Below are 26,837 nucleotides of genomic sequence, written 5' to 3'. Positions count from 1 at the left end.
TCTTGCTCCTGAATGGCAGATAGATAAATAAGTAAATGCCGGGGTTACGGGCGCAGCGCCCGCTCGACGAAGTCGAGGCGGTCCTGCCCCCAGAAAATTTCGCCGTCGATCACGTAGCTCGGCGCACCGAACACCTGTGTATCGATGGCCTCCTGCGTGTAGGCCTCGTAGCGCTCCTGCACCGCCTGGCTCTGCGACTGCTCGCCGCGCTTGGGCGACAGCCCGCATTCGACGACCAGCGAGTCGAGCACCTTCGGGTCGCCGATGTTGCGCTCCTGCACCCACACGGCCTGGAACACCGCCGCGCACATGCGCATCGCGGCCTCGGTGCCGTCGTGCATGTCGACCGCGATGATGATCCGGGCCGCGTCGTCGCTGGCCACGGGAAAGAACTTCGGCTTGACGTTCAGCGGCAGGCCCAGATGGCTCGAGCAGCGCGCCAGGTCGACCAGCCGGTAGGCCTGGCGCTGCGGCGCGCGCTTGCCCAGCGGCAGCCCGCCGGACACCGGGAACACGCTGCCCATGTCGATGGGCCGCACGCGCACCGTGGCGCCGGCGGCCGCGGCAATCGCCGCAAAGCGGGAATGCCCCAGATAGGTCCACGGGCTCTGTGGCGCAAAGTAATAGTCGATCGTCTTGGTGCTCATGCGCATGCCCCCGGTGATGTAATCCAAGCCGGCCGTTTTAACTGACACGCAGTTTCTCTGCAGGAGGTAGGTTTTGGACCAGGTGCTATTGATCACGGGCGGCGGCCGCGGCATCGGCGCCGCCACCGCCCTGCTCGCGGCCAGTCGCGGCTACGCGGTGGCCGTCAACTACGCCACCAACTCGCTGGCCGCCGACGAAGTCGTGCGCACCATCCGCGACGGCGGCGGCAACGCCATGGCCGTGCAGGCCGACGTGGGCGACGAGGCGCAGGTCACGGCCATGTTCCGCAAGGTCGACGCCCGGTTCGGCCGCCTCACGGCCCTGGTCAACAACGCCGGCGTGGTCGACGTGACGGCGCGCGTCGACGAAATGAGCGTGGCAAGGCTGGAGCGCATGTTCCGCATCAACGTGATCGGCAGCTTCGTCTGCGCGCGCGAGGCCGTGCGGCGCATGAGCACCCGCTACGGCGGCTCGGGCGGCGCCATCGTCAACATCTCCAGCGGCGCCGCGCGGCTGGGATCGCCGGGCCAGTACGTCGACTACGCCGCCAGCAAGGGCGCCATCGACACCTTCACCATCGGCCTGGCCAAGGAAGTGGCCGAGGAAGGCATCCGCGTCAACGCGGTGCGCCCCGGCCTGATCGACACCGAGATCCATGCCTCCGGCGGCCTGCCCGACCGCGCCTTCGAACTCGCGCCCACCGTGCCCATGAAGCGCACCGGCACTGCCGAGGAGATCGCCGGCGCCATCATGTGGCTGCTCTCGCCCGAGGCCAGCTACACCACCACCGCACTGCTCGACGTCACCGGAGGCCGCTGACCCATGAGCACCTCGATGGACCTGATCAAGCCGCTGGTGACGCTGGTGGCTATCGTGAATCCGCTGGCCATCGTGCCCTTCTTCATCCACTACACGCAGGGCTACAGCGACGCGCAGCGCCGCCACACGGTGCGCATGTCGGCCTTCAGCGCCTTCGTCGTCATCGCCGTCAGCGCGCTGCTGGGGCTGCAGCTGCTGTCCTTCTTCGGCATTTCCATCGCGAGCTTCCAGGTCGGCGGCGGTCTGCTGCTGCTCATGAGTTCGCTGTCGATGCTCAACGCGAAGCCGGCCGAGAGCAAGACCAACGTGGAAGAGCTTCGCGCCACCGAGGTGAAAGCGTCGATGGGCGCGTCGATCGCGGTGGTGCCGCTCACCATTCCGCTGCTCACCGGGCCGGCCACCATCTCCACGGTGGTGATCTACGCCGACAAGGCGCAGCACCTGTGGGAGCTCGCGATCCTGGTCGGCTACGGCGTGGTGGTGGCGCTGGCCACCGCCCTGGCCTTCTCGCTCGCGCAGCCGATCGCGCGCGTGCTGGGCAAGACCGGCATCAACATCATGACGAGGCTGATGGGGCTGATCCTCGCCGCGCTGGCGGTCGAGGTGATGGCCGACGGGCTCGGCAAGCTGTTCCCCATACTGAACAAGCTCGGCTGAAAAGCCGGGCAGTTCAGGCCAGCATCTTCTCGATGACCTTCCAGTGCGCGGGTTCGACCGGCGTGATCGACAGCCGGTTGCCCTTGCGCAGCACCACCAGATCGGCCAGCTCGGGCTTCGCGCGCAACTCGGGCAGCGCCAGCAGGCGCGTCTTGCGCAGCGCCTGCACGTCCACCAGCAGCCAGCGCGGATCGTCCTTCTTCGAGGCCGCGTCGTAGTAGGGCGACTTCGCGTCGAACTGCGTCGGATCGGGCTTGATGCCCGAGGCCACCCGCGCGATGCCGGCAATGCCCGGCTCCGGGCAGCTCGAGTGATAGAACAGCACGCCGTCGCCGACCTTCATGCCGTCGCGCATGAAGTTGCGTGCCTGATAGTTGCGCACGCCGGTCCACGCCACGGTGGCGTCGGGCGCGGCGAGCGCATCGTCGATCGAGACCTCGTCGGGCTCGGATTTCATCAACCAGTAATTGGGCATGGTGCCCGTTATGGTGTCACATAGTCAGACACGACGACCCATTTCCCGTCCTTGATCTGCGACAAACGGGACTGGTCGTTCCCCAGGCGCTTCGTGGCCGTGTAGCTGCTCTTCGGGCTGCCGAACATGTCGGGCTCGAAGGTCATGCTGTCCATGGCCTTGATGAAGCTGTCGGTCGTGAGGTTCGGGCCGGCCTTGGTCGCGGCCTTGATGAACGAGTCGATGATCACGTAGCCGTACACCGAGAACACGGTCGGGTCCTCGTTGAACTTGGTCTTGTACTTGTTGGCCCAGAAGCGCAGCGGCTGCGACTGTTCGTCGGTGTAGGGGTTCTGCACCGTCATGGTGGCGTAGACGCCGTCCATCGCCTTGCCGCCGAGCTTGTGGATCAGGTCGGTGTAGGCCGCGCTCGAGCCCAGGAAGGTCGGGTTGAAGCCGGTCTTGCGCGCCTCGCCCACGGTGCCGATGGTCTCGCGGATGATGGTGCCGAGCACCACGAGGTCGCAATTGGCGGCCTTCATCTTCGCGACCTGCGAGCTGAAGTCGGTGGCGCCGCGCTTGAAGGAGGTCTTCTCGGCCAGCTCCATGCCCGCGGCCTTCAGGCCCGCCTCGGCGCCGCGCTGCACCTCCAGGCCGAACTCGTCGTCCTGGTAGATGGTGCAGACCTTCTTGGCGCCCTTGTCCTTGATCATCTTCGGCAACGCCAGCCTGATCTGGTCGTAGTACGTGGCCGCGAACGAATACTTCAGCCGGTTCAGCGGCTCGTACATTTCGCGCGCCGCCGTGATGGGCATGTAGTTGACGATGTTCTTGTCGAACTGCACCGGCATCGCCGCCATGTTCTGCGCGGTGCCGATATGGCCGGCCATGATGAAGATCTTTTCCTGGTTCACCAGCTTCTGCGCCGCCAGCACGGCCTTCTTCGGGTCGTAGCCCGAGTCCTCCACGAACAGCTTGAGCTTGCGTCCGTTGAGGTTGCCCTGCTCGTTGAGTTCGTCCACGCGCAGCTGCATGCCGTTGCGCGCCTGCTTGCCGAAGCCCGCGAGCGGACCCGACAAATCCTGGATGGTGCCGATGCGGATCTCGTCCTTGGTCACGCCCTGCTGCTGCGCCGACGCGAACGTCGCGATCAGTCCCAGCACGGCCAGCGTCGTCAGTGTCTTGAGCTTCATGCGGTTGTCTCCTCGGGTTGACGAAAAAAACGAATCACCGATACATGGCTTCTATGCGCTCGGCGTACTTGGCCTGCACCAGCTTGCGCTTGAGCTTCATCGTGGGCGTGAGCTCCTCGTCCTCCGCGCTGAGCTGCGTCTCGAGCAGAAAGAACTTCTTGATCTGCTCGACGCGAGCGAACTTGGCGTTGACGCGATCGATCTCGCCCTGGATCAAATCCTGCACTTCCTTGGCGCGCGTCAGGCTCTCGTAGTTGCTGAACGGCACGTCGTTGTCCTGCGCAAACTTCTCGACGTTCTCCTGGTCGATCATGACGATCACCGTGAGGTAGGGCTTCCTGTCGCCGATGACCACTGCATCGGTGATGTAGAGGCTGAACTTGAGCTCGTTCTCCAGCTCGCTCGGCGTCACGTTCTTCCCACCCGCCGTGATGATGATGTCTTTCATCCGGTCGGTGATGCGGAAATACCCGTCCTCGTCCATCACCCCCACGTCGCCGGTGTGCAGCCAGCCGTCGGCGTCGATGGTTTCCGCCGTCTTCTCCGGCAGGTTGAGGTAACCCATGAAGACATTGGGGCCGCGCACCAGGATCTCGCCTGTTGCGGGATCGACGCGCACCTCGTTGTAGCTGGTGGCCGGCCCGATGGATCCCGGCTTGATGCGCGCGGCCGGCACGGCCGTGGAAGCGCCGCACGACTCCGTCATGCCCCACACCTCCAGCATCGGCACGCCCAGCGCCAGGTACCACTTCACCAGCTCGGGCGAAATGGGCGCCGCGCCCGTCACCAGGAAGCGCGAGCGATGGATGCCGATGAGCTTGCGCGCGTTGTCCAGCGCAAGCGCGCGCGCCAGCCTGAACTTGAGCTTCAGCCCCGTGCCCACGGCCTCGCCCGCCAGCACGCGGTCGGCGATCTGACCGCCCACGCCGATGCTCCACTTGTAGGCCGCCTGCTGCAGCGGGCTCGCTTCCTTCAGCGCGATCATCACGCCCGAATAGAACTTCTCCCACACGCGCGGCACCGCGGTGAACACGGTGGGCGCGATCTCGCGCACGTTCTCGGGCACCGTCTCCGGGTTCTCGACGAAGTTCAGGATGGAGCCGGTGTACATCGCGAAGTACTCGCCGCCCATGCGCTCGGCGATGTGGCACAGCGGCAGGAAGCACATGCGCTCGTCCTTGTCGTCCTGCGCCACGAGGGTGTTGTAGCCGCGCGCGGTGTACACGAGCCCGGCGTGGCTGTGCATCGCGCCCTTGGGCTTGCCGGTGGTGCCCGAGGTGTAGACGAGGATGGCCAGGTCTTCCGGACGGCAAGCCGCGACCGTGCGCTCCACCGTTTGCGGGTCGGCCGCCAGGCGCTCGCGGCCCAGGGCGCGCAGCGCGTCGAGGCTCATCACGCCCGCGTCGTCGAGCTCGCGCAGGCCTTCCATGTCGAACACGATCACGCGGCGCAGCCCCGGCAGGCCGGCGCGCACCTCGAGCGCCTTGTCGAGCTGCTCGTCGTCCTCCACGAAGAGCACGGTGGTGCGCGAGTCCTCGCAGAGGTAGTGCACCTGCGAGGCCGCGTCGGTCGGATAGATGCCGTTGGACACGCCGCCGCAGCTGAGCACCGCGAGGTCGGCGAGCACCCATTCGATGACGGTGTTCGACAGGATCGAGGCGCACTCGCCCGGCGCGAAGCCGATGGCCTGCAGCCCCGCTGCGATCTCGCGCACCGCGTCGGCCGTCTGGTGCCAGCTCCAGCTGCGCCAGATGCCCAGCTTCTTCTGCCGCATCCAGATGTTGTCGCCGCGCTGCTTCACGGCGTTCCAGAACATGGCGGGGATGGTGTCGCCGGGAACGACGATGTCGCGCCCGGGTTCGAAGGTGTTCAGGTCCCAGAGTCCTTGCTGCATGGCGACTACCTCCAGGTCTTCTTCTTTTTCCAGCGCCGCTCGCCGCGCACGCCGTCGTCCTTCATGCCGAGGTAGAACTCCTTGATGTCTTCCTTCTCCCTCAGGCGTTCGCAGGAGTCTTCCATCACGATGCGGCCGTTCTCCAGCACGTAGCCGTGGTCGGCCGCGTTGAGCGCCATGTTGGCGTTCTGCTCCACCAGCAGGATCGTGGTGCCGCGCTCGCGGTTGATGCGCACCACGATCTCGAAGATCTCCTTCGTCAGCTTCGGGCTCAGGCCGAGGCTGGGCTCGTCCAACAGGATCAGATGCGGCGCCGCCATGATCGCGCGCGAGATCGCCAGCATCTGCTGCTGACCGCCCGAAAGAAGCCCCGCGTCCTGCGCGGCCCGCTCGCGCAGGATCGGGAAATAGGCGTAGACCGTCTCCATGTCGCGCGCCACGCCGTCGCGGTCCTTGCGGGTGTAGGCGCCCATCAGCAGGTTGTCCTTCACCGACAGCAGCGGGAACACCTCGCGCCCCTCGGGCACGTGGCTCAGTCCCTGCTGCACGATGAAGGCCGGGTCCTTGGCGGTGATGTCCTTGCCCTGGAACTCGATGCTGCCCTTGCGCGGGTCGATGATCCCGGAGATGGTCTTGAGAATGGTCGTCTTGCCCGCGCCGTTGGAGCCGAGCACGGTCACGATCTCGCCCTGCCGCACCCGCAGGCTCACGCCCCTGATGGCCTTGATGGGGCCGTAGGCGCTCTCGACGTTCATGAGCTGGAGGACTGCGTCGCTCATATCCGTCCTCCAACACCCAGCCAGGCCCGGCATGCGGTGCGGTGCGGTCGCCCCCTCTGTGCCGCCGAAACGCGAGCACCGCAGGGGAGCCGCGAAGCGGCCGGCATAGTGGGGGCGACCGCGCCGTACCGCATGCCGGGCGCTCCCGAAGAGGTAGCGAACGAAGCACTCATGCCGCCACCCTCCTCAGGCTGCTCACGTCGTCCACGGTCCCGAGGTAGGCCTCGATGACGCGAGGGTCGGCCTGCACCTCGCCAGGGGAACCGGTCGCCAGCACCTCGCCCTGGTTCATCGCGAGCACCCGGTCCGACACCTTGGAGACGAGCGACATGTCGTGCTCGACCATCAGCACCGACACGCCCAGCTCGTGCTGGATGTCCTGGATCCAGAAGGCCATGTCGGCCGTCTCCTCCACGTTGAGGCCGGACGAAGGCTCGTCGAGCAGCAGCAGCTTCGGCTCGGTGCACAGAGCCCGCGCCAGCTCCACCACCTTGCGAACGCCGTAGGGCAGCCCAGCCACCATCGAATCGCGATGGTGCTGAAGATCGAGCAGCTCGATCACCTGCTCCGCCTTCTCGCGCGCCGCGATCTCCGCGCGTCGCGTGGCGGGCGTGAAGAAGACCTCGCTCCAGAAGCCCGTCTGCCGATGCGTGTGCCGGCCGATCAGCAGGTTGTGCAGCACCGTCGCATGCTCGAACAGCTCGATGTTCTGGAAGGTGCGCGCTATGCCCAGGGCCGCGATCGAATGCGGCGCCTGCTGCGTCAGCGCGATCGGCCCGCCCGCCTCGCCATGCCACTCGATCGTGCCCGTGGTCGGCGTGTAGATGCGGCTGATCAGGTTGAACACCGTCGTCTTGCCCGCGCCATTCGGCCCGATCAGCGTGAACACCTCGCCGCGCCGCACGTCGAAGCTCACCTTGTTGACCGCGAGCACGCCGCCGAAGCGAACGCTCAGATCCCGTGCGGAAAGAAGGATGTCGCCGCTGCTCATCTCAGTCGGTCCGACTTGGTGAAGGACTTCTGCCGCTTGAACAGGCCCTTGCGGTAGAACGGGAAGAGTTGCAGCCAGGTGCGGATCTTCAGCCAGCGGCCGTACAGGCCCAGCGGCTCGAACAGCACGAACGCGATCAGCACCAGGCCGTACACGAGCCCCTGCAGACCCGGCGCCTGCCCGATGGCCGCCGGCAGCCAGTCCTTGCCGATGGAAATCAGCTGCGGCATCGCGATCAGGAAGATCGCGCCCAGGAAGGCGCCGTGCACCGAGCCCAGCCCGCCGATCACCACCATCAGCAGCAGGTCGATCGACTGCAGGATGCTGAACTGGTCCGGCGAAATGAAGCTCAGCTTGTGCGCATACAGCGCTCCGCCCAGCCCCGCCAGCGCGGCCGAGATCGCGAACGACATCGTCTTGTAGCGCGCGAGATGGATGCCCATGCTCTGCGCCGAGATCTCCGAATCGCGGATGGCGACAAAGGCCCGCCCCGTCGGCGAGCGCAGCAGATTCAGGATGCCCAGCGTCGCGAGCACGGCCACCACGAGGCACAGGAAGTAGAAGCCCTCGCCTGAGCCCAGCGACCAGCCGAAGAGCTGCGGCGACTTCACGTGCAGCCCGGCGTTGCCGCCCGTCATGCTCTCCCAGCGCGCGAACACTTCCTCGACGATGAAGCCGAACGACAGCGTCGCGATGCCGAGGTAGATGCCCTTCACGCGCAGCGCCGGCAGCGCGACCACCACGCCGACGGCCGCCGACAACGCAGCCGCCGCAATCAACGCGATCGGAAACGGCACGCCGAGATTCGTCAGCACGCCCTGCGTGTACGCCCCCGCACCGAGGAAGGCCGCATGCCCGATGGAGAACTGCCCCGTGAAGCCGGCCAGCAGCATCAGCCCCAGCCCGACGATGCCGTAGATCAGCACGAAGGTCAGCTGAGCGAGCCAGTACTCGTCGATGATCCACGGCGCGGCCAGCAGGAAGGCCACGAGCAGGCCGTACCAGAACACATGCCCGCCGTGCTTGGCGAGGCGGACGTCCTGGTCGTAGCTTGTCTTGAAGATGAAGCGCATACGAGACTTACACCTTCTTGCGGAGCTTCTCGCCGAACAGGCCGTTCGGCTTGATCATCAGCATCAGCAGCACCACGATGTACGGCGCCGTGTCCTTGAACCCGTCGGGCAGGTAGAAGCCCGCGAACGATTCGACGATGCCGATCACCAGCCCGCCGACGATCGCCCCCGGCAGGCTGCCGAAGCCACCTACCACCGCCGCCGGAAAGGCCTTGAGCCCGATGAAGCCCATGTTGGCGTGCACGAAGGTGATGGGCGCGAGCAGCATGCCCGCGATGGCCGCCACCGCCGCCGCCAAGCCCCACACCAGCCCGTTGAGCCGCTTCACCGGAATGCCCATGTAGTAGGCCGCCAGCTGGTTCTGCGACGAGGCCTGCATCGCGATGCCCAGCTTGCTGTAGCGGAACATCGCGAACAGCAGGCCGCACAGGATGGCCGTGGCGACGATGATGACGAACTGCTCCAGGTTCACGACAAGCTCGCCCAGCTTCCAGATCTGGTCCTTGTAGGGCACGGCCAGCGTGTGCGTGTCGGTGCCTATGCCCGGCACCATGGTGACGAGCCCGCGCGCCACGTAGGCGATGCCGATGGTCAGCATCACGATGGAGAACTGCGGCTGCCCGAGGATGGGCCGTATCACCACCAGTTCCAGCAGCACGCCGAAGGCCGCCATCGCCACCACCGCGAGGATGGCCGCGAGCCAGAACGGCACGCCGAACAGCGACATGCCCGCGAACGCGCCGAAAGCCCCGAGCATCATCAGGTCGCCCTGCGCGAAGCTCACCGTCTCGGTGGCCTTGTAGATGAGCACGAAGCCCAGCGCGATCAGGCCATAGATGCAACCTTGCGCGATGCCCGACAGCAGGAGTTGGAGGATCTGCATGGGCCCCTTCCGCCGCGCTTACTGCCGGAAGCCGCCGGCCGCGTCGTGCAGCGCGAGGCGGCGCGAGCCGGCCACGATGTCGCTGGGCTTGAGGCCGTAGACCTGCCGGATCGAATGGCTGAAGTGCGTCGAGTCGGGGTAGCCGGTGTCGAGCGCGATGTCGGTCAGCGTGCAGCTCTGGCGCACGTAGCGCAGCAGGCTGCGCGCGCGCTTCCAGGCCCTGAAGGCGCGGAAGGCCATGCCGGTCTCCTGCTTGAACAGGTGCAGGAAGCGCGAGAACGACAGGTGCACCGAGGCCGCGCACTCCTCGGCCGACATCGGCGCGGCGGGGTCGGCGTTGATGGCCTCGGCCACCTTGCGGATGCGCGGGTCGAGCGCGCGCGGCGCGAGCGCTTCGCCGAAGAACGTCGCGTCGAAGTCGAAGCCCTCGAAGTCCGTGCCGCGCGCCGAAGCCGCGAGCAGATGTGCATGGGCATCGCGCACGCGTTGCACGAAGGCCGGCGCATCGACCGGGCCGCAGTGCTGCAGGAACGCCGGCATGCGCGCGGGGTCGACCGATTCAGATTCGATGATCAGGCTGAGGATCAGCGGATGCGCGCTCTCGACCTGGTGTGGCACATGCGGCGGCACGACGATGAGCTCACCGCTTTGCCACGCGCCGCCACCGATGCGGATGCGGATAGGCGGCGCGCCGGCGGGCGACACGCACACGCCGTGTCCGCCCATCGTGCGCTCGGCGGCGGCACCGAGCAGGCCGGCGTAGAACACGCGATGCGGCGTGAGCCACATCAGGCGTTCCCCTTGCCTCTCGGCGCCGCGGCCGGGCGGCGTCGTCCTCGTTCGCTGCATGGTGTTTGTCTCCTGCATCGGTGGACTGCCACTGCGTGGTGGCGTCTTTTGTTGGCTGGATCGTAGCGGCGGGCGCCGCCCGGGCGGTATCGATTTGCGCGGGGACTTTCCCTAGGCTCTGGCGAAGGCCCGGCGCAGTTCGGCGGCGCACAGCGCGACCGCCGCGTTGGCCTCGTCGAGCACCTTGCCCATGGGCACGAAGCCGTGGATCTGCCGCTCGAAGCACACGTAGACCGCGCTGTTGCCGGCGGCGGTGAGCGCCTCGGCATACGCGGCGCCTTCGTCGCGCAGCGGGTCGTAGCCGGCGGTGAGCACCAGCGCCGGCGGCAGCTTCGAAAGATCCGGATGCAGCAGCGGCGAAGCGCGCCAGTCGAGGTCGTGCTTCGGGTCGGTGATGTAGTGGTCGTGGAAGTAGCGGATGGTGTCCGCCGTCAGCAGATAGCCCTGCCCGTTGGCCTGGTGCGATGCGTGGCCGCGCCGCATGTCGGTGGCCGGGTAGATCAGCAGCTGGTAGACGATGGGCAGGTCGCCCGCATCGCGCGCCGCGATCGACACCACCGCCGCGAGGTTGCCGCCCGCGCTGTCGCCGCCCACGGCCAGGCGGTTCGCATCGAGCCCCAGCGCGGCGGCTTCGCGGCGCACCCAGCGGGTGGCGGCCAGCACGTCGTCGACGGCGGCGGGAAATCTGTGCTCCGGGCCCATGCGGTAGTCGACCGCGACCACCGCGCAGCCCGCGCCGTTGGCCAGCTCGCGGCACAGCACGTCGTGCGTGTCGAGGTCGCCGATGACCCAGCCGCCGCCGTGGTAGTAAACGAGCACAGGCAGCGGGCCCACGCCGGAGCCTGCCGGCCGGTACAGGCGCACCGGGATGGTGCCGTGCGGCCCGTCGGCGGCGAGGTCTCGCACCTCGGCCACTTCGGGCGGCAGCGGCTGCATGGCGGTGCGGCGCTCGCGGTAGAAGGCCCGCGCGTCGGCGGGCGACAGGGTGTGCGTCGGCGGAATGCCGCGCGCCTCGATGAAGTCCAGCAGGGCGCGCGCCTGGGGATGCAGCATGGTGTCTCCGGTGGATCGTTGCGAGCTTCCAGTGTGGAAGGCAACGGGGTCGCGCGGTATCCGCACGCACCCGCACCCGACCGGGCCCGGCAAGCCTAGGGTGAATCGACATTCAAACGTGGCCGCGTTGGCCCGCCTTGCACCCGGATGCGCGAAGGGCGGCGCAGGCCAGAGTCATCTCTGGTCAAGCCGGCCGACAAAGCAGGCGGGTGCAAGGCGGGCCAACCCGGAGGGAAGGACGAATGCCGGGCGCATTGCGGCGTTGCGGCTCGCTTGCGTAGCCGAGCTACGCGGCGCTCACCGCGCCTTGCACTGCACCCGGCATTCGTCCTTCGCGGCCACGTTTGAATGTCGATTCACCCTAGCACCATGCCTGCGCCACTGCGGCGCGGCTTGCGGAAACTGGCTACGCCTTGCGGGGCTTCACGCGCGAGGCAGCTTCCTTGGCGAGCTTGCGGGCGGTATCGGTGTCGGCGGCGTGCACGAGCGCCACGCCCATGCGGCGCTTGGTGAAGCTCTCGGGCTTGCCGAACAGGCGCACTTCGCTGCCGGGCACCTGCAGCGCCTTGGCCACACCGTCGAAGGCGATGCCGGTGGCGTCCACGCCGCCGTAGATCACCGCGCTGGCGCCCGGGCTCTTGAGCGAGGTGTCGACCGGCAGGCCGAGGATGGCGCGCGCATGCAGCTCGAACTCGTTCTGCCACTGGGTGGCCATGGTGACCATGCCGGTGTCGTGCGGGCGCGGGCTGACCTCGCTGAACCAGACCTCGTCGCCCTTCACGAAGAGCTCGACGCCGAACAGGCCCTGGCCGCCCAGGTCGGCCGTGACGGCCTGCGCGATCTGCTGCGCCTTCTGTAGCGCGGCGGGAGCCATGGGGTGCGGCTGCCAGCTTTCCACGTAGTCGCCGCTCACCTGCACGTGGCCGATGGGGTCGCAGAACTGGGTCTGCACGGAGCCGCTGGCGTCCTTGGCGCGCACGGTCAGCAGGGTGATCTCGTAGTCGAAGTCGATGAAGCCCTCGACGATCACGCGGCCATGACTGACCCGCCCTCCGGCCATGGCGTAGTCCCAGGCCTTCTGCACGTCGGCAGGGCCGTCGATCTTGCTCTGGCCCTTGCCGGAGCTGCTCATGACGGGCTTGACGATGCAGGGGTACCCAATGCCGCCGTCGATGGCCGCCTGCAGCTCGGCCAGCGAGTCGCAGAACTTGTAGGGGCTGGTCGGCACGCCCAGCGTCTCGGCGGCCAGGCGGCGGATGCCTTCGCGGTCCATCGTCAGGCGGGCGGCGCGGGCGGTGGGGATCACGCGCACGGTGCCGGCTTCTTCCAGCTCCTGCAGCATGGGCGTGGCGATGGCCTCGATCTCGGGCACCACCAGCGCGGGCTTCTCGGCCTCGATCAGCGCCTTCAGCTGCGCCGGGTCGCTCATGGTGATGGTGCGGGCATGGTGCGCCACCTGCTGGCCGGGGGCGTTCTCGTAGCGGTCGACGGCGATGGTCTCGACGCCGAGGCGCTGCAGGGCGATCAGCACCTCCTTGCCGAGTTCGCCGGAGCCCAGGAGCATCACGCGGGTTGCGGAGGGGGAAAGGGGGGTGCCGAGGGTGGTCATGGTCGGAAGTCGAAAAGAGCGGAAAAAAGCAACCGCAGCACTGTAAGCCACCGGCGGCCGGCGCTGTCGCACACGGCAACGGCCGGGCCGCGGGGCTGCTTCACAATCGATGTCCTGTCGCGGCGCCAGCCGCGCTCCCCCATTTTTTTTTCGCTTTCTCAAGGAGTTCTCTCATGGCTATCCAGACTGTAGGCATCATCGGCGCCGGAACGATGGGCAACGGCATCGCGCAGGCCTGCGCGGTGGCCGGCGTGAAGGTGGTGATGGTCGACATCGCCCAGGCGGCGGTCGACAAGGGCCTGGCCACGGTGTCGGGCAGCCTCGACCGCCTGATCAAGAAGGAAAAGCTCACGGCCGAGCAGAAGACCGCCGCGCTGGCGCTCATCAAGGGCTCGACCAACTACGAAGACCTGAAGAGCGCCCAGCTGGTCATCGAGGCCGCCACCGAGAACCACGCGCTCAAGCTCAAGATCCTCAAGCAAGTCGACGACATGCTGGCGCCGGAGGTCATCATCGCCTCGAACACCTCGTCGATCTCGATCACCCAGCTGGCCGCGGCCACCTCGCGCGCCGACCGCTTCATCGGCATGCACTTCTTCAACCCGGTGCCGATGATGGCGCTGGTGGAACTCATTCGCGGCTACCTCACGAGCGACGCCACGCACGACACGGTGAAGGAACTGGCCGAGCGCCTGGGCAAGTCGCCGATCACCGTGAAGAACGCCCCGGGCTTCGTGGTCAACCGCATCCTGGTGCCGATGATCAACGAGGCCTTCTTCGTGCTGTCCGAGGGCATCGCCACGGCGGAAGACATCGACGCCGGCATGAAGCTGGGCTGCAACCAGCCCATCGGCCCGCTGGCGCTGGCTGACATGATCGGCCTGGACGTGTGCCTGGCCGTGATGGAGGTCTACCTCGAGCAGTTCGGCGACTCGAAGTACCGCCCCTGCCCGCTGCTGAAGGAAATGGTCGCCGCCGGCCAGCTGGGCCGCAAGACGGGCCGCGGCGTCTACACCTACTGAGCCGCGCAGCCATAACAACAACACGGAGACAAGACCGATGACTGCGACCCCCACCACCCCACCGGCAGAAGGCTGCATCGACACCCAGGTGCTCGACCACGTGCTGCTGATCGGCATCAACCGCCCGGCCAAGCGCAACGGCTGGACGCCGCCGATGTTCAAACAGCTGGCCGAGGCCTACACCCGGCTCGACGACGACCCGAACCTGCGCGTGGGCGTGCTGCATGCCTTCGGCGACCACTTCACGGCAGGCCTCGACCTGCCGGCGGTCACCGAATACATGAAGCGCGGCGAGAAGGCGATTCCCGCCGGGCTGGTGGAGCCGCACGACTTCGGCCTGCCCGACTACCGCCGCCGCACCAAGCCCATGGTGGTGGCCGTCAAGGGCATCTGCTTCACCGTGGGCATCGAGCTGATGCTGGGCGCCGACATCGTGGTGGCGGCCGACAACTGCCGCTTCTCGCAGATGGAAGTGCAGCGCGGCATCATGGCCACGGGCGGCGCCACGCTGCGCATGGCCGAGCGCGCGGGCGTGGGCAACGCGATGCTGCACCTGCTCACGGCCGACGAGTTCGACAGCGCCGAGGCCTACCGCCTCAACTTCGTGCAGAAGGTGGTGCCCGCCGGCCAGGAGCTCGACGCGGCGCTGGCCATCGCCCAGCGCATCGCCGCGCAGGCTCCGCTGGCGGTGGTGGCCACGCGGCTGAACGTGATCAAGGCCGTGGAGCAGGGGCCGCTGGCCGCGGTGTCGGAATTCATCGAGACGCAGAAGCGCCTGTCGAACAGCGAGGACGCCGCCGAGGGCGTGCGCTCCTTCATCGAACGCCGTCCGGCGCGCTTCAGCGGTCGCTGACCGCTTCTTCCACCAAGAACAACGAGCCGACGAACATGCCTCTTTTCATCCGCACGGCGCTCGCCGCCGCATTCACCCTGCTCGCCGTGAACACCACTTCCGCACAGACACCCACGCCTCCCGCGCTGCCCGACCCCGCGGCCACTTCGGTCGACGCCATGGGCTGGATGAAGGGCTTCCCGCCCCCGCCCGACAAGCTCATCACCTTCGACAACCCGGCCGGCGGCGTGTTTCCGCGCACGCGCTGGAGCTTCTCGCACGTGCGCGAGACGGTGCCCACGGCCAACGTGTGGCGCGGCGCCGGCGCGGCCAGCCCGCTGCCTTCGGGCACTTCGCCGGTGCAGATCGAAGCCGTGACGTTCAAACCGCTGGGCAGCGACCAGACGCTGAACTTCGCCCAGATGATCTCGGGCACCTACACCGACGGCATCCTCGTGATGCACCGAGGCAAGGTGGTCTACGAGAAGTACTTCGGCGCACTCACGCCCGAGCGGCCGCACATCGCGATGTCTGTCACCAAGTCCTTCGTGGGAACGCTGGCGGCCATCCTCGCGGACGAGGGCAAGCTCGACCCGGCCGCACCTGTCACCAAGTACATCCCCGAGCTCAAGGACAGCGCCTACGGCGACGCCACGGTGCGCCAGGTGATGGACATGACCATCGGCGTGCGCTATTCGGAAAACTACGCCGATCCCAAGGCCGAGATCTGGGACTACGCCCGCGCCGGCGGCATGCTCACGCAGGGTGCGAACTACACCGGCCCGAAGTCGTTCTACGAGTTCCTCGTCACGCTGAAGAAGGAAGGCGAGCACGGCGAAGGCTTCGCCTACAAGACGGTCAACGCCGAGGTGCTGGCCTGGATCGTGCGCCGCGCCAGCAACCAGTCGCTGGCCGACCTGCTGAGCGAGAAGATCTGGCGCCGCATCGGCGCCGAGCAGGATGCCTACTTCATGGTCGACCGCATCGGCACCGAGTCGGGCGGCGGCGGCCTGAACACCGTGCTGCGCGACCTCGCCCGCTTCGGCGAGACCATGCGCAACGGCGGGCGTGCCTCCAACGGGCAGCAGGCCATTCCGAAGGCGGTGGTGGAAGACATCCAGCGCGGCGGCGCCCCGGCCAAGTTCGTGAAGGCCGGCTACCCGCTGCTCAAAGGCTGGTCGTACCGCGACATGTGGTGGGTGTCGCACAACCCGCACGGTGCATACATGGCGCGCGGCATCCACGGCCAGAGCATCTACGTGGACCCGAAGGCCGAGATGGTGATCGTGCGCTACGCGGCGCACCCGGTGGCGGCCAACGGCGCGAACGATCCGCTCACGCTGCCGGCCTTCCAGGCGATGGCAGAAGCGCTGATGCGCCCCTGACCGAGTCTTCTCAGTTCGAAGCCCGCTCGCGGGCAATCACCAGGAGCCCGTCCATGATCAGGCTCTCGACCAGTTCGAAGTGCCCGTTCATCACGGGCGCCATCTTCCAGCCCGCGCCGCCGGTCATGTAGCAGGCCGGCTCCACGCCGCAGTGCGAGCGCACGTGCTGCACCATGCGCTCCACCGCGCCGGCGATGGCGTAGGTGCCGCCGCTGGTCAGCGCGTCGCTGGTGTTGGTCGGGAATTCGCGCACCTCGCCGGTGGGCACGTGCAGGCCCGCAGTGCCCGATTCGAGCGCGCGCAGCATGATGCCGTGGCCCGGCAGGATCAGGCCGCCGAGGAACTTGCCGTCGGCGTCGATGGCCTCGACGGTCACGGCCGTGCCGATCAGCACCACCACCATCGGCCGCGGCGGCTGCCCCGGCTTCGCGGCGGCCAGCATGCGGTGGCGCGCGCCGATCATCGCCACGAAGCGGTCGGCGCCCAGGCGCGTGGGGTGGTCGTAGCCGTTGACGATGCCGGCCTCGCCCGCACTCGACATCACCCAGCGCGGCGTGCAGTCGAAGCGTTCCACGATCTGTTCCTCGGCACGCCGCCGCACGGCGTCGCCGGCCACCACGCAGCCCAGCATGGAGCCTGGCGATGGCAACTCGGCCCACGGGCCGTCTGCCAGCCGTTCGATGTGGTCGAGGAATTCGGCGCCCTGCGCCTGCAACGCGGCACCGGGGCGGGCCGAGTCGTAGAGCGCCCACTTGAGGCGGGTGTTGCCGATGTCGATGGCGAGGAAGGGGGATGACATGCGCGGGATTATTGCGACTTTGTGGTTATTTCCGCTGGCACGTCGTTGACACACGCGGCATGGGCCTACGCCGGCTCCCGAAGTTCCGCCGCTACATTCGCCAGTTCCATTCACCACCGCACAAGGAGAGAACCATGGGATTGCTCAGTTTCATCAAGGAGGCTGGTGAGAAGCTGTTCGGCGGCTCGTCGGCGCAGGCCGCCACGCCCGACGCCAACCAGGCGGCCGCGGCCGCCATCAAGACCTACATCGAGACGCAGAACCTCGGCCTCACGGGACTGGAAGTGACCTACACCGCCAGCACCGGCGTGGTCACCCTCGCGGGCCAGGCACCGTCGCAGGAGGCCAGCGAGAAGGCGTCGCTCGCCGCGGGCAACGTGGCGAACGTGACCAGCGTGGAGAACAACCTCGTGGCACCGGCCGCACCGCCCGCGCAGTACCACGACGTGGTGCGCGGCGACACGCTCTCGGCCATCTCGAAGAAGTACTACGGCGACGCCAACAAGTACAACGTGATCTTCGAGGCCAACAAGCCGATGCTGTCGCACCCGGACAAGATCTATCCGGGACAGAAGCTGCGCATTCCGGCGATCTGAACTCTCTGCGGCACGCGGCTACGCGCCGTTGTGCCGCCAGGCCCCCGGCGACACCCCGTACTCGCGCTTGAACGCGCGGTTGAAGGCGGCCTCCGACTCGTAGCCCACGCCTTCGGCAATGCGCGCCAGGTTGCACTGGTCCCTGCGCAGCATGCCGGCGGCCAGGATCATGCGCCAGCGCGCCAGGTAGTGCATGGGCGGCACGCCCACCAGCTCGGCGAAGCGGTCCGCCAGCACGCTGCGCGAGATGTGGGCCTCGTGCGCCAGTTCGTCGACCGTCCAGTTGCGCGCGGGCTCGGCATGCATCAGCGCCAGGCAGCGGCTCACGTGGGGATCGCGCAGGCCCGCCAGCCATCCGGGGTTGTTGGCGGGCATGGATTCGATGTAGCCGCGCAGCACTTCGGCGAACAGCACTTCGGCCACCTTGGCGGCGACCATCTCCGAACCCGGCGAGCGCGAAGCCGCATCGCCCAGCACGAAGTTGACCGACTGCTCGATCCACGGGCCCGCCGGCCTGCTGCGCAGCGGCGTGGTGAACAGGCGCGGAATGTTCGCCATGACGGGATTGGGTGCGTCGCCCTCGTAAGCGAACCAGCTGCACACGAGCACCGTGCGGTCGCCATTGCCGCCGTAGCGGACGCGCTCCAGCTCGGGCGCGCGCGGACTCACCACGTATGTCATGTCCACGGCTGCGTTTTGCAGGCCGCTGCCCAGCACGTGGGAGTCGCCATGCGGCGCGGCGATCACCTCGCCCTCACGCGCCCGGATCGGCTCCCCGCCGTCGACCTGGGCCCAGCATTCGCCCTGCAGCACCAGGTGGCAGATGGCCAGCCGCTGCGCGCCGGGCCTGAGCAGCTGCGCGATGTCCGTCCCCTTGGGTACCTTGAAACACCAGGGCGCATACATGTCCCCGTTCAGGAACAGCGCGCCTTCCAGGCGGATGGTCCGCAGCACGTCCGACAAGACATCCATGGTCACCTCCCGGGCAAGCGAGGGCGGGGTTTCGGTCAACAAGTCCGGCGAAGCGGACAAGACGCGGCGGCTTCGCCTCGGCACCATAGATCCTGGTCGCCTTCGACCGATTCTGACAGCCAGACAGGAGTACCACCATGCCCAAATTCGTCATCGAGCGAGACATTCCCGGCGCCGGCAAGTTCACCCCTGCGGACCTGAAAGCCATCTCGCAGAAATCCTGCGGCGTGCTCAGCAGCATGGGCACGGACATCCAGTGGATCCACAGCTACGTGACCGACGACCGGGTCTACTGCGTCTACCAGGCCACCGACGAGGCCCTGGTGCGACGGCACGCGGAGCTCGGCGGCTTCCCGGCCAACCGCGTGGACCGGGTGTACAGCGTCATCGACCCGGCCACGGCCGAGTGAGGCGGGCGGCTTTCCTTCTCTAGTTCTGCCGCCAGGGCAGCCCGCGCTTGCGCCAGCCGCCGATCAGCCCGCGGTGGCCGTTCTCGTCCGGGTTGCCCTCGAAGCCTTCGAGGATGTTGTAGGCCTGCGCGCCCAGTTCGGTCGCCCGCTTCGCAGCGGCGATCGAGCGCACGCCGCTGCGGCACAACAGCACCAGCTTCTTTCCACCCTCGGCGGCGACGCGCACGCCGTCATCGAAGGCCGGATTCATCGCCATGCCGGGCCACTGCTTCCAGGCCAGCGGCACGGCCCCCGGCACGTAGCCGACCCATTCGCGCTCGGCGTCGGTGCGCACGTCGACCAGCACGGCCTCGCCGCTGGCCACCCACTGCGCGGCCTGCTCGGGCGTGATGTCGCCGGCATAGCCTTTTTCCCCAACGGGTTCAGTCATCTCTCTGCGTCCTTCCAATGAATAGGGTTACTTCAGAGGCGGCGGCCGTCTTTGCACCGCCTCGCGCCCCCGCCGGATGATGGAATTTTTCACCAGTTCGTGAAAACCCTGTTTGTCGCGTATTCCTGCGCGCCAAAGATGCGGCTTGGGCCTGCCGAACATAACTCCAAGGGGCGGGCAGGTTTTCTTCGTCATCAGAACTTGTTTGGAGAGAGACAACATGACAGACAGCAAATCACCCCGCCGCCGCAGCCTTCTCAAGGGCGCGGCCGTGGCCGCAGGCGCCATGTCGGTGCCGATGGTCAGCATGGCCCAGACCACTTCCCTGCGCTTCCAGAGCACCTGGCCGGCCAAGGACATCTTCCACGAGTACGCCAACGACTTCGCCAAGAAGGTCAACGACATGGCGGGCGGCCGCCTCAAGATCGAGGTGCTGCCCTCGGGCGCCGTGGTGCCCGCGTTCCAGCTGCTGGAGGCGGTGAACAAGGGCACGCTCGACGGCGGCCACGGCGTGGTGGCCTACCACTACGGCAAGAACTCTGCGCTCGCGCTGTGGGGCTCGGGCCCCGGCTTCGGCATGGACGCCAACACCGTGCTGGCATGGCACAACTACGGCGGCGGCAAGGCGCTGCTCGACGAGATCTACAAGAGCCTGAACATGGACGTGGTGTCGTACCTCTACGGCCCCATGCCCACGCAGCCGCTGGGCTGGTTCAAGAAGCCGGTGGCCAAGGTCGAGGACATGAAGGGCCTGAAGTTCCGCACCGTCGGCCTGGCGGTCGACATGTTCACCGAGATGGGCACGGCGGTGAACCCGCTGCCCGGCGGGGAGATCGTGCCGGCGCTGGACCGCGGCCTGATCGACGCGGCCGAGTTCAACAACGCTTCGAGCGACCGCGTGCTCGGCTTTCCCGACGTGGTGAAGAACTGCATGCTGCAGAGCTTCCACCAGTCGGGCGAGCAGTTCGAGGTGCTGTTCAACAAGGCCAAGTACGCGGCGATGCCGCAGGAGCTGCGCTCGATCATCGACTACGCCGTGCAGGCCGCGAGCGCCGACATGAGCTGGAAGGCCGTGCAGCGCAACTCGCAGGACTACGCCGACATGAAGAAGGCCGGCATCAAGTTCTACAAGACGCCCGACGCGGTGCTGCGCGCGCAGCTGGCGGCCTGGGACAAGACGGTGGCGAAGAAGTCCGAGGAGAACCCGCTCTTCAAGAAGGTGCTGGAGTCGCAGCGCGTGTTCGCCGAGCGTGCGCTGCAGTGGCAGAACGACTACGGCGTGGACTTCAAGATGGCCTACGCCCACTACTTCGGGAAAAAGAAGGCCTGAGAAAGCGCCTTTCGCCGGTCTTTCGTTCGCGCCAGCCATCCGGGGCGTCCCGGGTGGCTGGCTTTCCGATGCGTGCTCCCCTGTCCGCCATGCCTTCATGACCATCCAACGCTTCCTCCACGCCGTCGACCGGTTCAGCATGGTCATCGGCAAGACCTTCTCGTGGCTCATCGTGGCGCTGATGCTGCTGGTGTGCGGCGAGGTGTTCAAGCGCTATGCGCTGAACGCGCCCACCGCCTGGATCTTCGATGCCAACAACATGCTCTACGGCACGCTCTTCATGATGGGCGGCGCCTACACGCTGGCGCAGGCCGGGCACGTGCGCGGCGACTTCTTCTACGGCAGCATGAAGCCGCGCACGCAGGCGGCGCTCGACCTCGTGCTGTACGCGCTCTTCTTCCTGCCCGGCGTGGTGGCGCTCACCTGGTCGGGCTGGACCTACTTCGGCGAGTCGCTGGCGATGCGCGAGCAGACTTTCAACGCCGACCCGATTCCGGTGTACCCCTTCAAATTCGTGATCCCCGTGGCCGGCGCCGTGCTGCTGCTGCAGGGCTTCGCCGAGATGGTGCGCTGCGTGCTGTGCCTGAAGACCGGCGCATGGACGCCGCGCCTGAAGGACGCCGAAGAAATGGACGTGGTGGGCGAGCAGCTCGCCGGCAGCAGCTACGTCGATGAAGCCGACAAGCGCGAGGTGATGGAAAAAGCCCACGCCATCGAGCAGGCCGCGCAGCAGCGCAAGAGCGAAAGCAGCAACAACGGCACGGGAGGTGCAGCATGAGCGAGCCCGCACTCGGCCTGCTGATGCTGGGCCTGATCGTGGTCGTGATCATGCTCGGCTTTCCCACGGCGTTCACGCTGATGGGCCTGGGCATGTTCTTCGGCTTCATCGCCTTCTACGACCCGTCGATGCCCTGGCTCGACAACAAGGTCTTCGACCTGATGGTGCAGCGCGCGTTCGGGGCCATGACCAACGAGACGCTGCTGTCGATTCCGCTGTTCGTGCTGATGGGCTACGTGATGGAGCGCGGCGCGCTCGTCGACAAGATGTTCCACAGCGTGCAGCTCGCGTTCCGGCGCGTGCCGGGCTCGCTCGCGGTGACGACGCTGATCGTCTGCACCTTCTGGGGCATCGCGAGCGGCCTCGTTGGCGCGGTGGTGGTGCTGATGGGCGTGATCGCGATGCGGCCGATGCTCAACGCGGGCTACGACACGCGGCTCGCGGCCGGCGTGATCACGGCCGGCGGCACGCTGGGCATTCTCATTCCGCCCTCGGTAATGATCATCGTGTACGCGGCAGTGGCCGGGCAGTCGGTGGTGAAGCTCTATGCGGCCGCGATGTTCCCGGGCTTCTTCCTCGCATTCCTCTACCTGCTCTACGTGATCGGCTGGGCGCTGCTGCAGCCGAAGGTGGCGCCGAAGCTGCCGCGCGAACAGCAGCGCGCGCCGGTCACGCCATGGGTCGCGCACGTTGCCGCGAGCTATTCGACGCGCATGTTGCCGGCGCTGCTCGCGGCCGTGGTCTCTCCCGGCCGTGCGCTGCGCGGCGCGGTCGAGGGCGTACGCATCACCTGGTGGCTGCTGCTGCGCAACCTGCTGAATGCGCTGGTGCCACTCGCGCTCGCGGCAGTGACGCTGGGCTCGGTGTGGTGGTACGTAACCATCTACTCGCAGAAGGACAACAGCAGCAGCACGCCCGTGGCGGAACAGCAGGCGACTCAGAAGGAGGCCGCGGCGCTGCCCGAAGCGTCGCATGCATCCGAAACCGGCCTCGCCGAACCGCCCACCTCCGACGAGCCCAAGGAGCCCGCATCCGAAGGCAGCCTGCAGGAGCCCCCCGGCGGCGTGGAAGAACCTCCGGGCAGCGAAGCAGCCCCGCCCCCGGCCACTGCCGAAGGCGGCCTGCAGCAGCTTGGCGAGGCCGTAGACGCACCGAAGATCGCGGCCGTTCCCGAGGCCTTCTACACCGGCTTCCTGCTGTGCAGTCTCTTCACGCTCGCGTTGCTGGCCTGGTACTACTGGCGCATGGACGCCGAGCAGTTCGAGATCCTGCGCATGCTGGTGTCGTCGGTGATGCCGCTGGCCACGCTCACGCTGGTGGTGCTGGGCGTGATCCTGTTCGGCATCACCACCGCCACCGAGTCGGCCGCGGTGGGCGCGGCCGGCGCCTTCCTGATGGCGTGGCAGGCCGGCACGCTGAACTTCAAGAAGATCAAGGAAGCGGTGTTCCTCACGCTGAAGACCACGTCGATGGTCTGCTGGCTCTTCGTGGGCTCGGCGCTGTTCTCGGCGGTGTTCGCGCTCTTGGGCGGCCAGCGCATCGTCGAGGAATGGGTGCTGGGCATGAACCTCACGCCGCTGCAGTTCCTGCTGCTGTCGCAGGCGATCATCTTCATCCTGGGCTGGCCGCTGGAGTGGACCGAGATCATCGTGATCTTCGTGCCCATCTTCCTGCCGTTGCTCGCGCACTTCCAGATCGACCCGCTGCTGTTCGGCGTGCTGGTGTTCGTGAACCTGCAGGCGGCGTTCCTCTCGCCGCCGGTGGCGATGTCGGCCTTCTACCTGAAGGGGGTGTCGCCCCCGCACGTGACGATCAACCAGATCTTCGCGGGGATGATGCCGTACATGCTGATCGTCATCCTGTGCATGGTGTTCATGTACATCTGGCCGGGGCTGACGCTGTGGCTGCCGCAGTACCTGTACGGCTGAGGGTGCGCTCAGGCAACGGCCAAGGCAAGACGCCGGGCACGGCGACGCTCGAGCAGTTCGAACAGGCCCATGCCCAGCAGCATGGCGCCTACGAAGACGACTGCCTTGAACTCGCCCGTGCCGAGCGAAACCAGCCCGGGGCCGGGGCAGAAGCCCGCAATGCCCCAGCCGATGCCGAACAGCAGGCTGCCGCCGATCAATCGGCGGTCGAGCCGCCGCGCGGTGGGCAGCGCGACCGGCGCGCCAAGCAGCGACAGCTTGCGCCGGCGCGCGAACATGAAGGCGACGGCGCTCACGCCCACGGCACCGCCCATCACGAACGCGAGCGACGGGTTCCACGGCCCGGCCAGGTCGAGAAAGCCGAGCACCTTGGCCGGATTGGCCATGCCGGACACGATGAGGCCGAGCCCGAAGACCAGGCCGGAGAGCAGGGAAGCAATGACGAGCGGCATGGCGGATCGCTCCCTGCTCACAGCTTCAGCAGATGGCGCGCCACGAACACCGTGGCGAACCCTGCGGCCATGAAAACCCCGGTGGCGGCCAGCGAACGCGGAGACAGCCGCGCCAGGCCGCACACACCGTGACCGCTCGTGCAACCCGCGCCATAGCGCGTGCCCACGCCCACCAGCAGGCCGGCCAGCGCGAGCGTGCCGTAGCCCGCATCGATCCGCGCCGCGGGCAGCACGGCGAACAGGCCGTAGACCAGGGGCGCGCCGACCAGGCCGAGCACGAAGGCCGCGCGCCAGGCGATGTCGCCCTTCGCGGGGCGCAGCAACCCGCCCAGCACGCCGCTGATGCCCGCGATGCGTCCGTTGAGCAGCACGAACATCGCCGCGGCGATGCCGATGAGGACGCCACCGGCCAGCGCGGCCCACGGCGTGAAATGAGGCCAGTCGATGGCGGGCATCTTCAGCTCTCCTTCGGGCAGTAGAGGCGGTAGAGCACCGCGAGGATCTCGAGCAGCGCGGCATCGGCGACGCTGTAGTAGATGTTCTTGCCGTCACGCCGGGTGTTGACCACGCCTTCGGCGCGCAGCACCGAGAGCTGCTGCGACAGGGTGGGCTGGCGGATGCCCAGCACGCTTTCCAGGTCGCTCACGCACATCTCGCCCTGCGAGAGCTGGCACAGCAGCAGCAGCCGGTCTTCGTTGGCCAGCAGCTTGAGCACGCCGACCGCCCGGCCGGCGGCGCCGCGCAGCGCTTCGGGATCGATGACGAGGGTGGAGTTCTTCATGGGCAATGACAGTTAGTCAACAAACATTATATCAATCAATATAATATAGATGCCTTGAATGAAGCCGATGCACCCTGCATCACGGAAGGATTGCCATGACGACGACCGCGCCCCGCACCACCACCCAGGCATTCTTCGACCCCGCGACGGGCACGGTGTCCTATGTGATCTGGGACCACGCCACGAGGCGCGCAGCCGTGATCGACCCGGTGCTCGACTACGACTTCAGGTCCGGCCACACCGGCACCGCCTCGGCCGACCGACTGCTGGCCTACGTGCGCGCCCAGTCGCTGCAGGTCGACTGGATCCTCGAGACCCACGCGCACGCCGATCACCTCTCGGGCGCGCGCCATGTGCAGTCGCAAGCCGGAGGACGCATCGCCATCGGCGAGCACATCCGTACGGTGCAGGCCACCTTCCGCAACCTCTACAACCTCGAGCGCGACTTCCTGCCCGACGGCAGCCAGTTCGATCATCTCTTCGAGGACGGCGAATCCTTCCGCATCGGCGACACCGAGGCGACCGCGCTGCTGGTGCCCGGCCACACGCCGGCCGACATGGCGTACCTGGTGGACGGCGCGGTCTTCGTCGGCGACACGCTCTTCATGCCCGACCTGGGCAGCGCGCGCGCCGACTTCCCGGGCGGCGACGCGCGCCAGCTATATCGCTCGATGCGCCGCCTGCTCGCCCTGCCGCCCGAAACTGCCGTGTATGTCTGCCACGACTACCCGCCCGCCACGCGCGAGCCCCGCTGGCAAAGCAGCGTCGCGGAGCAGCGCGCCCACAACATCCACGTGCACGACGGCATCGGCGAAGACGACTTCGTGCGCATGCGCACCGCGCGCGACGCCACGCTCGACGTGCCGACGCTGATCCTGCCGTCGATGCAGGTCAACGTGCGCGCCGGCCGGCTGCCGCCACCCGACGACAACGGGGTGGCCTACCTGCGCATTCCGCTCAACGCCCTGCCCCGGCCGTCGCGACGGCCCAGTCCCGAGTAAAGGCACCTGTCACACCATCCACCGGCTCAACGCCTGGGGCGCTCGGGAAGCCGTTCAACGCTGCAAAGCAGTTTGTCGTCGCTGCCTTTCTCGTAGTCCGCCATCGAGCGATATCCGGTGGCGTTCCAGTAGTCCGGCTGTTTCGGGTCCAGGCCCAGCACGATCACGCCGAAGCCGCAAGACTTGCCTTGCAGCAGGAAAACGGCCTCTTGTCCAAATGCGCCGGACTCCTGTTTCAGCACCCGATATGGAGTCTTCTTGCAGGCGGCAAACGGAGTGCGCCATTCGATGGTCTTGTCTTGTATCGACAGCTTTCCAAAGCACTGCCTGCCGGTGCCCTGATACTCTCCGCCGAAAGGAACATCCGCCGCAAACACCTGTCCGGCAAACATCAATCCGAGCACGCCAAGGGGCAGTAGATTTCTCGTCATTTGCATGCGATCGCGTCACGTTGCTGGATCACGCTGATCGCGTAGTCGAGTTTCTGGGAATATCGCGGATCTCCTGTGTTGTACCGGGTCGCGACTGTCATCGACGTCAAAGGCATCCACCGCGTGATGACCTTCTGCATTGAAGCTTTCCGGTATTTCAAGGCCTGCCCGATCCGAAGCGTGTGAGCAGAGGGATTCAACTGCTTCATGACCTCGACGGTACTGCCCTGGGCATTGGCGATCTTCTCGACCGTGTCGCTCGGTTGCACATTGACTTCGTAAGTCATGGTGTCCGCGCCTGCAACGCTGCGAGTTTCGAAGCTGGCCGAACGCATGAGCAAATAGCCGATGCCCGCGCGAATGTTCTGTGCAGGTTCGGTTCGAACCCGGCCGGCTGACAAGCTCATCCGCGGCGGCAGGATCAACTCGCCGCCCTTGTTCTTTGCCAGAAGATCGTTCAAGCCCGGGTCGTTGTACATCCCGATCTGGATGGGGTTGGATTTCCACAGCGCCTTGTTGGCTCCGGTCTCGACCCAAACCATCGCCTTGACGAGCTGCCAATTCAGCGGGGTGTAGCCCGCCTTGCCGGAAAGGTGGCGATTGAATTCGTTGACTGCAAGCTGAATCTCGCAGTCGTAGACATCCCAGCTGTCGTCCGACTTCCTGATGTCGTCCTGCCACTTTTCGAAACCGGACTTTGGCTTGGGTGTCGTGTGCTTGATCGCGGGATGCCGCGTCCGATGTGCCGCTTCTGTCATTCAATCCCCCCATTTTTTCGTTTGCGCTGT

General features: G+C 67.0%; 30 protein-coding genes. 11 read left to right on the top strand and 19 right to left on the bottom strand.

Going from position 1 to position 26,837, the window contains the following annotated elements; genetic code table 11:
- Positions 1 to 44: 44 nt before the first annotated feature.
- On the bottom strand, positions 45 to 647 hold the full coding sequence (locus BMY35_RS32965) for a 2-hydroxychromene-2-carboxylate isomerase (RefSeq protein WP_093208538.1): 603 nt from the start codon (positions 645 to 647) through the stop codon (positions 45 to 47).
- A 73-nt stretch (positions 648 to 720) separates the two neighbouring features.
- On the opposite strand from BMY35_RS32965, the gene BMY35_RS32960 reads away from it, so the two are divergent.
- The gene (locus BMY35_RS32960) at positions 721 to 1,467 is read left to right on the top strand and encodes an SDR family oxidoreductase (protein ID WP_093208484.1); all 747 of its coding nucleotides are present in this window, start codon (positions 721 to 723) and stop codon (positions 1,465 to 1,467) included.
- 3 nt (positions 1,468 to 1,470) lie between these two features.
- The gene (locus BMY35_RS32955) at positions 1,471 to 2,124 is read left to right on the top strand and encodes a MarC family protein (protein WP_019657800.1); all 654 of its coding nucleotides are present in this window, start codon (positions 1,471 to 1,473) and stop codon (positions 2,122 to 2,124) included.
- A gap of 13 nt (positions 2,125 to 2,137) precedes the next feature.
- On the opposite strand, the gene BMY35_RS32950 is transcribed toward BMY35_RS32955, so the two are convergent.
- The 10 genes from BMY35_RS32950 to purT all read right to left on the bottom strand — a co-directional run bounded on the left by BMY35_RS32950 (position 2,138) and on the right by purT (position 12,902).
- The gene (locus BMY35_RS32950) at positions 2,138 to 2,599 is read right to left on the bottom strand and encodes an EVE domain-containing protein (RefSeq protein ID WP_093208482.1); all 462 of its coding nucleotides are present in this window, start codon (positions 2,597 to 2,599) and stop codon (positions 2,138 to 2,140) included.
- A gap of 8 nt (positions 2,600 to 2,607) precedes the next feature.
- Complete coding sequence (locus BMY35_RS32945) at positions 2,608 to 3,771, bottom strand: ABC transporter substrate-binding protein (protein WP_093208479.1); 1,164 nt, start codon at positions 3,769 to 3,771, stop codon at positions 2,608 to 2,610.
- Positions 3,772 to 3,805: 34 nt separating this feature from the next.
- Complete coding sequence (locus BMY35_RS32940; protein WP_093208477.1) at positions 3,806 to 5,665, bottom strand: AMP-dependent synthetase/ligase; 1,860 nt, start codon at positions 5,663 to 5,665, stop codon at positions 3,806 to 3,808.
- Positions 5,666 to 5,670: 5 nt separating this feature from the next.
- On the bottom strand, positions 5,671 to 6,444 hold the full coding sequence (locus tag BMY35_RS32935; RefSeq protein WP_093208475.1) for an ABC transporter ATP-binding protein: 774 nt from the start codon (positions 6,442 to 6,444) through the stop codon (positions 5,671 to 5,673).
- 169 nt (positions 6,445 to 6,613) lie between these two features.
- Positions 6,614 to 7,435, bottom strand: a complete 822-nt coding sequence (locus BMY35_RS32930) for an ABC transporter ATP-binding protein (protein WP_093208473.1) — start codon at positions 7,433 to 7,435, stop codon at positions 6,614 to 6,616.
- Entirely contained in the window at positions 7,432 to 8,508 is a 1,077-nt protein-coding gene (locus BMY35_RS32925; protein WP_093208470.1) for a branched-chain amino acid ABC transporter permease, read from the bottom strand. The genes BMY35_RS32930 and BMY35_RS32925 overlap by 4 nt, the downstream gene beginning before the upstream one ends.
- Before the next feature lie 7 nt (positions 8,509 to 8,515).
- Positions 8,516 to 9,391 (bottom strand): branched-chain amino acid ABC transporter permease, encoded by an 876-nt coding sequence (locus tag BMY35_RS32920; protein WP_093208467.1) that lies wholly within the window; start codon positions 9,389 to 9,391, stop codon positions 8,516 to 8,518.
- An 18-nt stretch (positions 9,392 to 9,409) separates the two neighbouring features.
- On the bottom strand, positions 9,410 to 10,240 hold the full coding sequence (locus tag BMY35_RS32915) for a helix-turn-helix domain-containing protein (protein ID WP_093208465.1): 831 nt from the start codon (positions 10,238 to 10,240) through the stop codon (positions 9,410 to 9,412).
- 111 nt (positions 10,241 to 10,351) lie between these two features.
- Positions 10,352 to 11,293, bottom strand: coding sequence for an alpha/beta hydrolase (locus tag BMY35_RS32910; RefSeq protein WP_093208462.1), 942 nt, complete (start codon positions 11,291 to 11,293; stop codon positions 10,352 to 10,354).
- A gap of 406 nt (positions 11,294 to 11,699) precedes the next feature.
- Positions 11,700 to 12,902: a formate-dependent phosphoribosylglycinamide formyltransferase gene (purT, locus tag BMY35_RS32905; protein WP_093208460.1), complete on the bottom strand. Its 1,203-nt coding sequence runs from the start codon at positions 12,900 to 12,902 to the stop codon at positions 11,700 to 11,702.
- A gap of 173 nt (positions 12,903 to 13,075) precedes the next feature.
- Here purT and BMY35_RS32900 point away from each other — a divergent pair, with 173 nt between their 5' ends.
- The 3 genes from BMY35_RS32900 to BMY35_RS32890 are packed head-to-tail and all read left to right on the top strand — an operon-like array spanning position 13,076 to position 16,141.
- Entirely contained in the window at positions 13,076 to 13,924 is an 849-nt protein-coding gene (locus BMY35_RS32900) for a 3-hydroxybutyryl-CoA dehydrogenase (protein ID WP_093208457.1), read from the top strand.
- A 37-nt stretch (positions 13,925 to 13,961) separates the two neighbouring features.
- Positions 13,962 to 14,777 carry a crotonase/enoyl-CoA hydratase family protein gene (locus BMY35_RS32895; RefSeq protein WP_093208455.1) on the top strand — a complete coding sequence of 272 codons (816 nt, stop codon included), beginning with the start codon at positions 13,962 to 13,964 and terminating at the stop codon, positions 14,775 to 14,777.
- 35 nt (positions 14,778 to 14,812) lie between these two features.
- On the top strand, positions 14,813 to 16,141 hold the full coding sequence (locus BMY35_RS32890) for a serine hydrolase domain-containing protein (RefSeq protein WP_093208452.1): 1,329 nt from the start codon (positions 14,813 to 14,815) through the stop codon (positions 16,139 to 16,141).
- A 10-nt stretch (positions 16,142 to 16,151) separates the two neighbouring features.
- Here BMY35_RS32890 and BMY35_RS32885 read toward each other — a convergent pair whose 3' ends face one another.
- On the bottom strand, positions 16,152 to 16,940 hold the full coding sequence (locus BMY35_RS32885; RefSeq protein ID WP_093208449.1) for a type III pantothenate kinase: 789 nt from the start codon (positions 16,938 to 16,940) through the stop codon (positions 16,152 to 16,154).
- A gap of 134 nt (positions 16,941 to 17,074) precedes the next feature.
- On the opposite strand from BMY35_RS32885, the gene lysM reads away from it, so the two are divergent.
- Positions 17,075 to 17,536, top strand: a complete 462-nt coding sequence (gene lysM / locus BMY35_RS32880; protein WP_093208447.1) for a peptidoglycan-binding protein LysM — start codon at positions 17,075 to 17,077, stop codon at positions 17,534 to 17,536.
- Between the two features lie 18 nt (positions 17,537 to 17,554).
- Here lysM and BMY35_RS32875 read toward each other — a convergent pair whose 3' ends face one another.
- Positions 17,555 to 18,508 carry an AraC family transcriptional regulator gene (locus BMY35_RS32875; protein ID WP_093208444.1) on the bottom strand — a complete coding sequence of 318 codons (954 nt, stop codon included), beginning with the start codon at positions 18,506 to 18,508 and terminating at the stop codon, positions 17,555 to 17,557.
- A gap of 137 nt (positions 18,509 to 18,645) precedes the next feature.
- Between BMY35_RS32875 and BMY35_RS32870 the strand changes: the two genes are divergently transcribed.
- Positions 18,646 to 18,918 carry a DUF4242 domain-containing protein gene (locus tag BMY35_RS32870; RefSeq protein ID WP_093208442.1) on the top strand — a complete coding sequence of 91 codons (273 nt, stop codon included), beginning with the start codon at positions 18,646 to 18,648 and terminating at the stop codon, positions 18,916 to 18,918.
- Between the two features lie 19 nt (positions 18,919 to 18,937).
- Here the strand turns inward: BMY35_RS32870 and BMY35_RS32865 are convergent, their stop codons facing one another.
- Positions 18,938 to 19,348 carry a rhodanese-like domain-containing protein gene (locus BMY35_RS32865; RefSeq protein WP_093208439.1) on the bottom strand — a complete coding sequence of 137 codons (411 nt, stop codon included), beginning with the start codon at positions 19,346 to 19,348 and terminating at the stop codon, positions 18,938 to 18,940.
- 220 nt (positions 19,349 to 19,568) lie between these two features.
- Between BMY35_RS32865 and BMY35_RS32860 the strand changes: the two genes are divergently transcribed.
- The 3 genes from BMY35_RS32860 to BMY35_RS32850 all read left to right on the top strand — a co-directional run bounded on the left by BMY35_RS32860 (position 19,569) and on the right by BMY35_RS32850 (position 23,384).
- The gene (locus BMY35_RS32860; protein WP_093208437.1) at positions 19,569 to 20,678 is read left to right on the top strand and encodes a TRAP transporter substrate-binding protein; all 1,110 of its coding nucleotides are present in this window, start codon (positions 19,569 to 19,571) and stop codon (positions 20,676 to 20,678) included.
- Positions 20,679 to 20,775: 97 nt separating this feature from the next.
- A complete protein-coding gene (locus BMY35_RS32855) occupies positions 20,776 to 21,456 on the top strand; it encodes a TRAP transporter small permease subunit (RefSeq protein ID WP_093208434.1) in 681 nt (226 codons plus the stop codon).
- Positions 21,453 to 23,384, top strand: coding sequence for a TRAP transporter large permease (locus BMY35_RS32850; protein ID WP_093208430.1), 1,932 nt, complete (start codon positions 21,453 to 21,455; stop codon positions 23,382 to 23,384). The genes BMY35_RS32855 and BMY35_RS32850 overlap by 4 nt, the downstream gene beginning before the upstream one ends.
- A gap of 8 nt (positions 23,385 to 23,392) precedes the next feature.
- Here BMY35_RS32850 and BMY35_RS32845 read toward each other — a convergent pair whose 3' ends face one another.
- Genes BMY35_RS32845 through BMY35_RS32835 form a run of 3 tightly spaced genes read right to left on the bottom strand, consistent with a single transcriptional unit; the run spans position 23,393 to position 24,617 of the window.
- On the bottom strand, positions 23,393 to 23,836 hold the full coding sequence (locus tag BMY35_RS32845) for a DUF6691 family protein (RefSeq protein ID WP_093208427.1): 444 nt from the start codon (positions 23,834 to 23,836) through the stop codon (positions 23,393 to 23,395).
- A 17-nt stretch (positions 23,837 to 23,853) separates the two neighbouring features.
- Positions 23,854 to 24,291: a YeeE/YedE family protein gene (locus BMY35_RS32840; protein ID WP_093208425.1), complete on the bottom strand. Its 438-nt coding sequence runs from the start codon at positions 24,289 to 24,291 to the stop codon at positions 23,854 to 23,856.
- Positions 24,292 to 24,293: 2 nt separating this feature from the next.
- A complete protein-coding gene (locus tag BMY35_RS32835) occupies positions 24,294 to 24,617 on the bottom strand; it encodes an ArsR/SmtB family transcription factor (RefSeq protein ID WP_093208422.1) in 324 nt (107 codons plus the stop codon).
- 95 nt (positions 24,618 to 24,712) lie between these two features.
- Between BMY35_RS32835 and BMY35_RS32830 the strand changes: the two genes are divergently transcribed.
- Positions 24,713 to 25,618 carry an MBL fold metallo-hydrolase gene (locus tag BMY35_RS32830; protein ID WP_093208419.1) on the top strand — a complete coding sequence of 302 codons (906 nt, stop codon included), beginning with the start codon at positions 24,713 to 24,715 and terminating at the stop codon, positions 25,616 to 25,618.
- Between the two features lie 26 nt (positions 25,619 to 25,644).
- On the opposite strand, the gene BMY35_RS32825 is transcribed toward BMY35_RS32830, so the two are convergent.
- Positions 25,645 to 26,055, bottom strand: a complete 411-nt coding sequence (locus BMY35_RS32825; protein ID WP_143080788.1) for a hypothetical protein — start codon at positions 26,053 to 26,055, stop codon at positions 25,645 to 25,647.
- Positions 26,046 to 26,807: a LysM peptidoglycan-binding domain-containing protein gene (locus tag BMY35_RS32820; RefSeq protein WP_093208414.1), complete on the bottom strand. Its 762-nt coding sequence runs from the start codon at positions 26,805 to 26,807 to the stop codon at positions 26,046 to 26,048. The genes BMY35_RS32825 and BMY35_RS32820 overlap by 10 nt, the downstream gene beginning before the upstream one ends.
- Between the last annotated feature and the right edge of the window lie 30 nt (positions 26,808 to 26,837).

Source organism: Variovorax sp. YR750, assembly GCF_900109805.1.
GTDB lineage: Bacteria > Pseudomonadota > Gammaproteobacteria > Burkholderiales > Burkholderiaceae_C > Variovorax > Variovorax gossypii.
The sequence above is the reverse complement of the archived record's forward strand: the minus strand, read 5'-3'. Positions and strand labels throughout refer to the sequence as shown.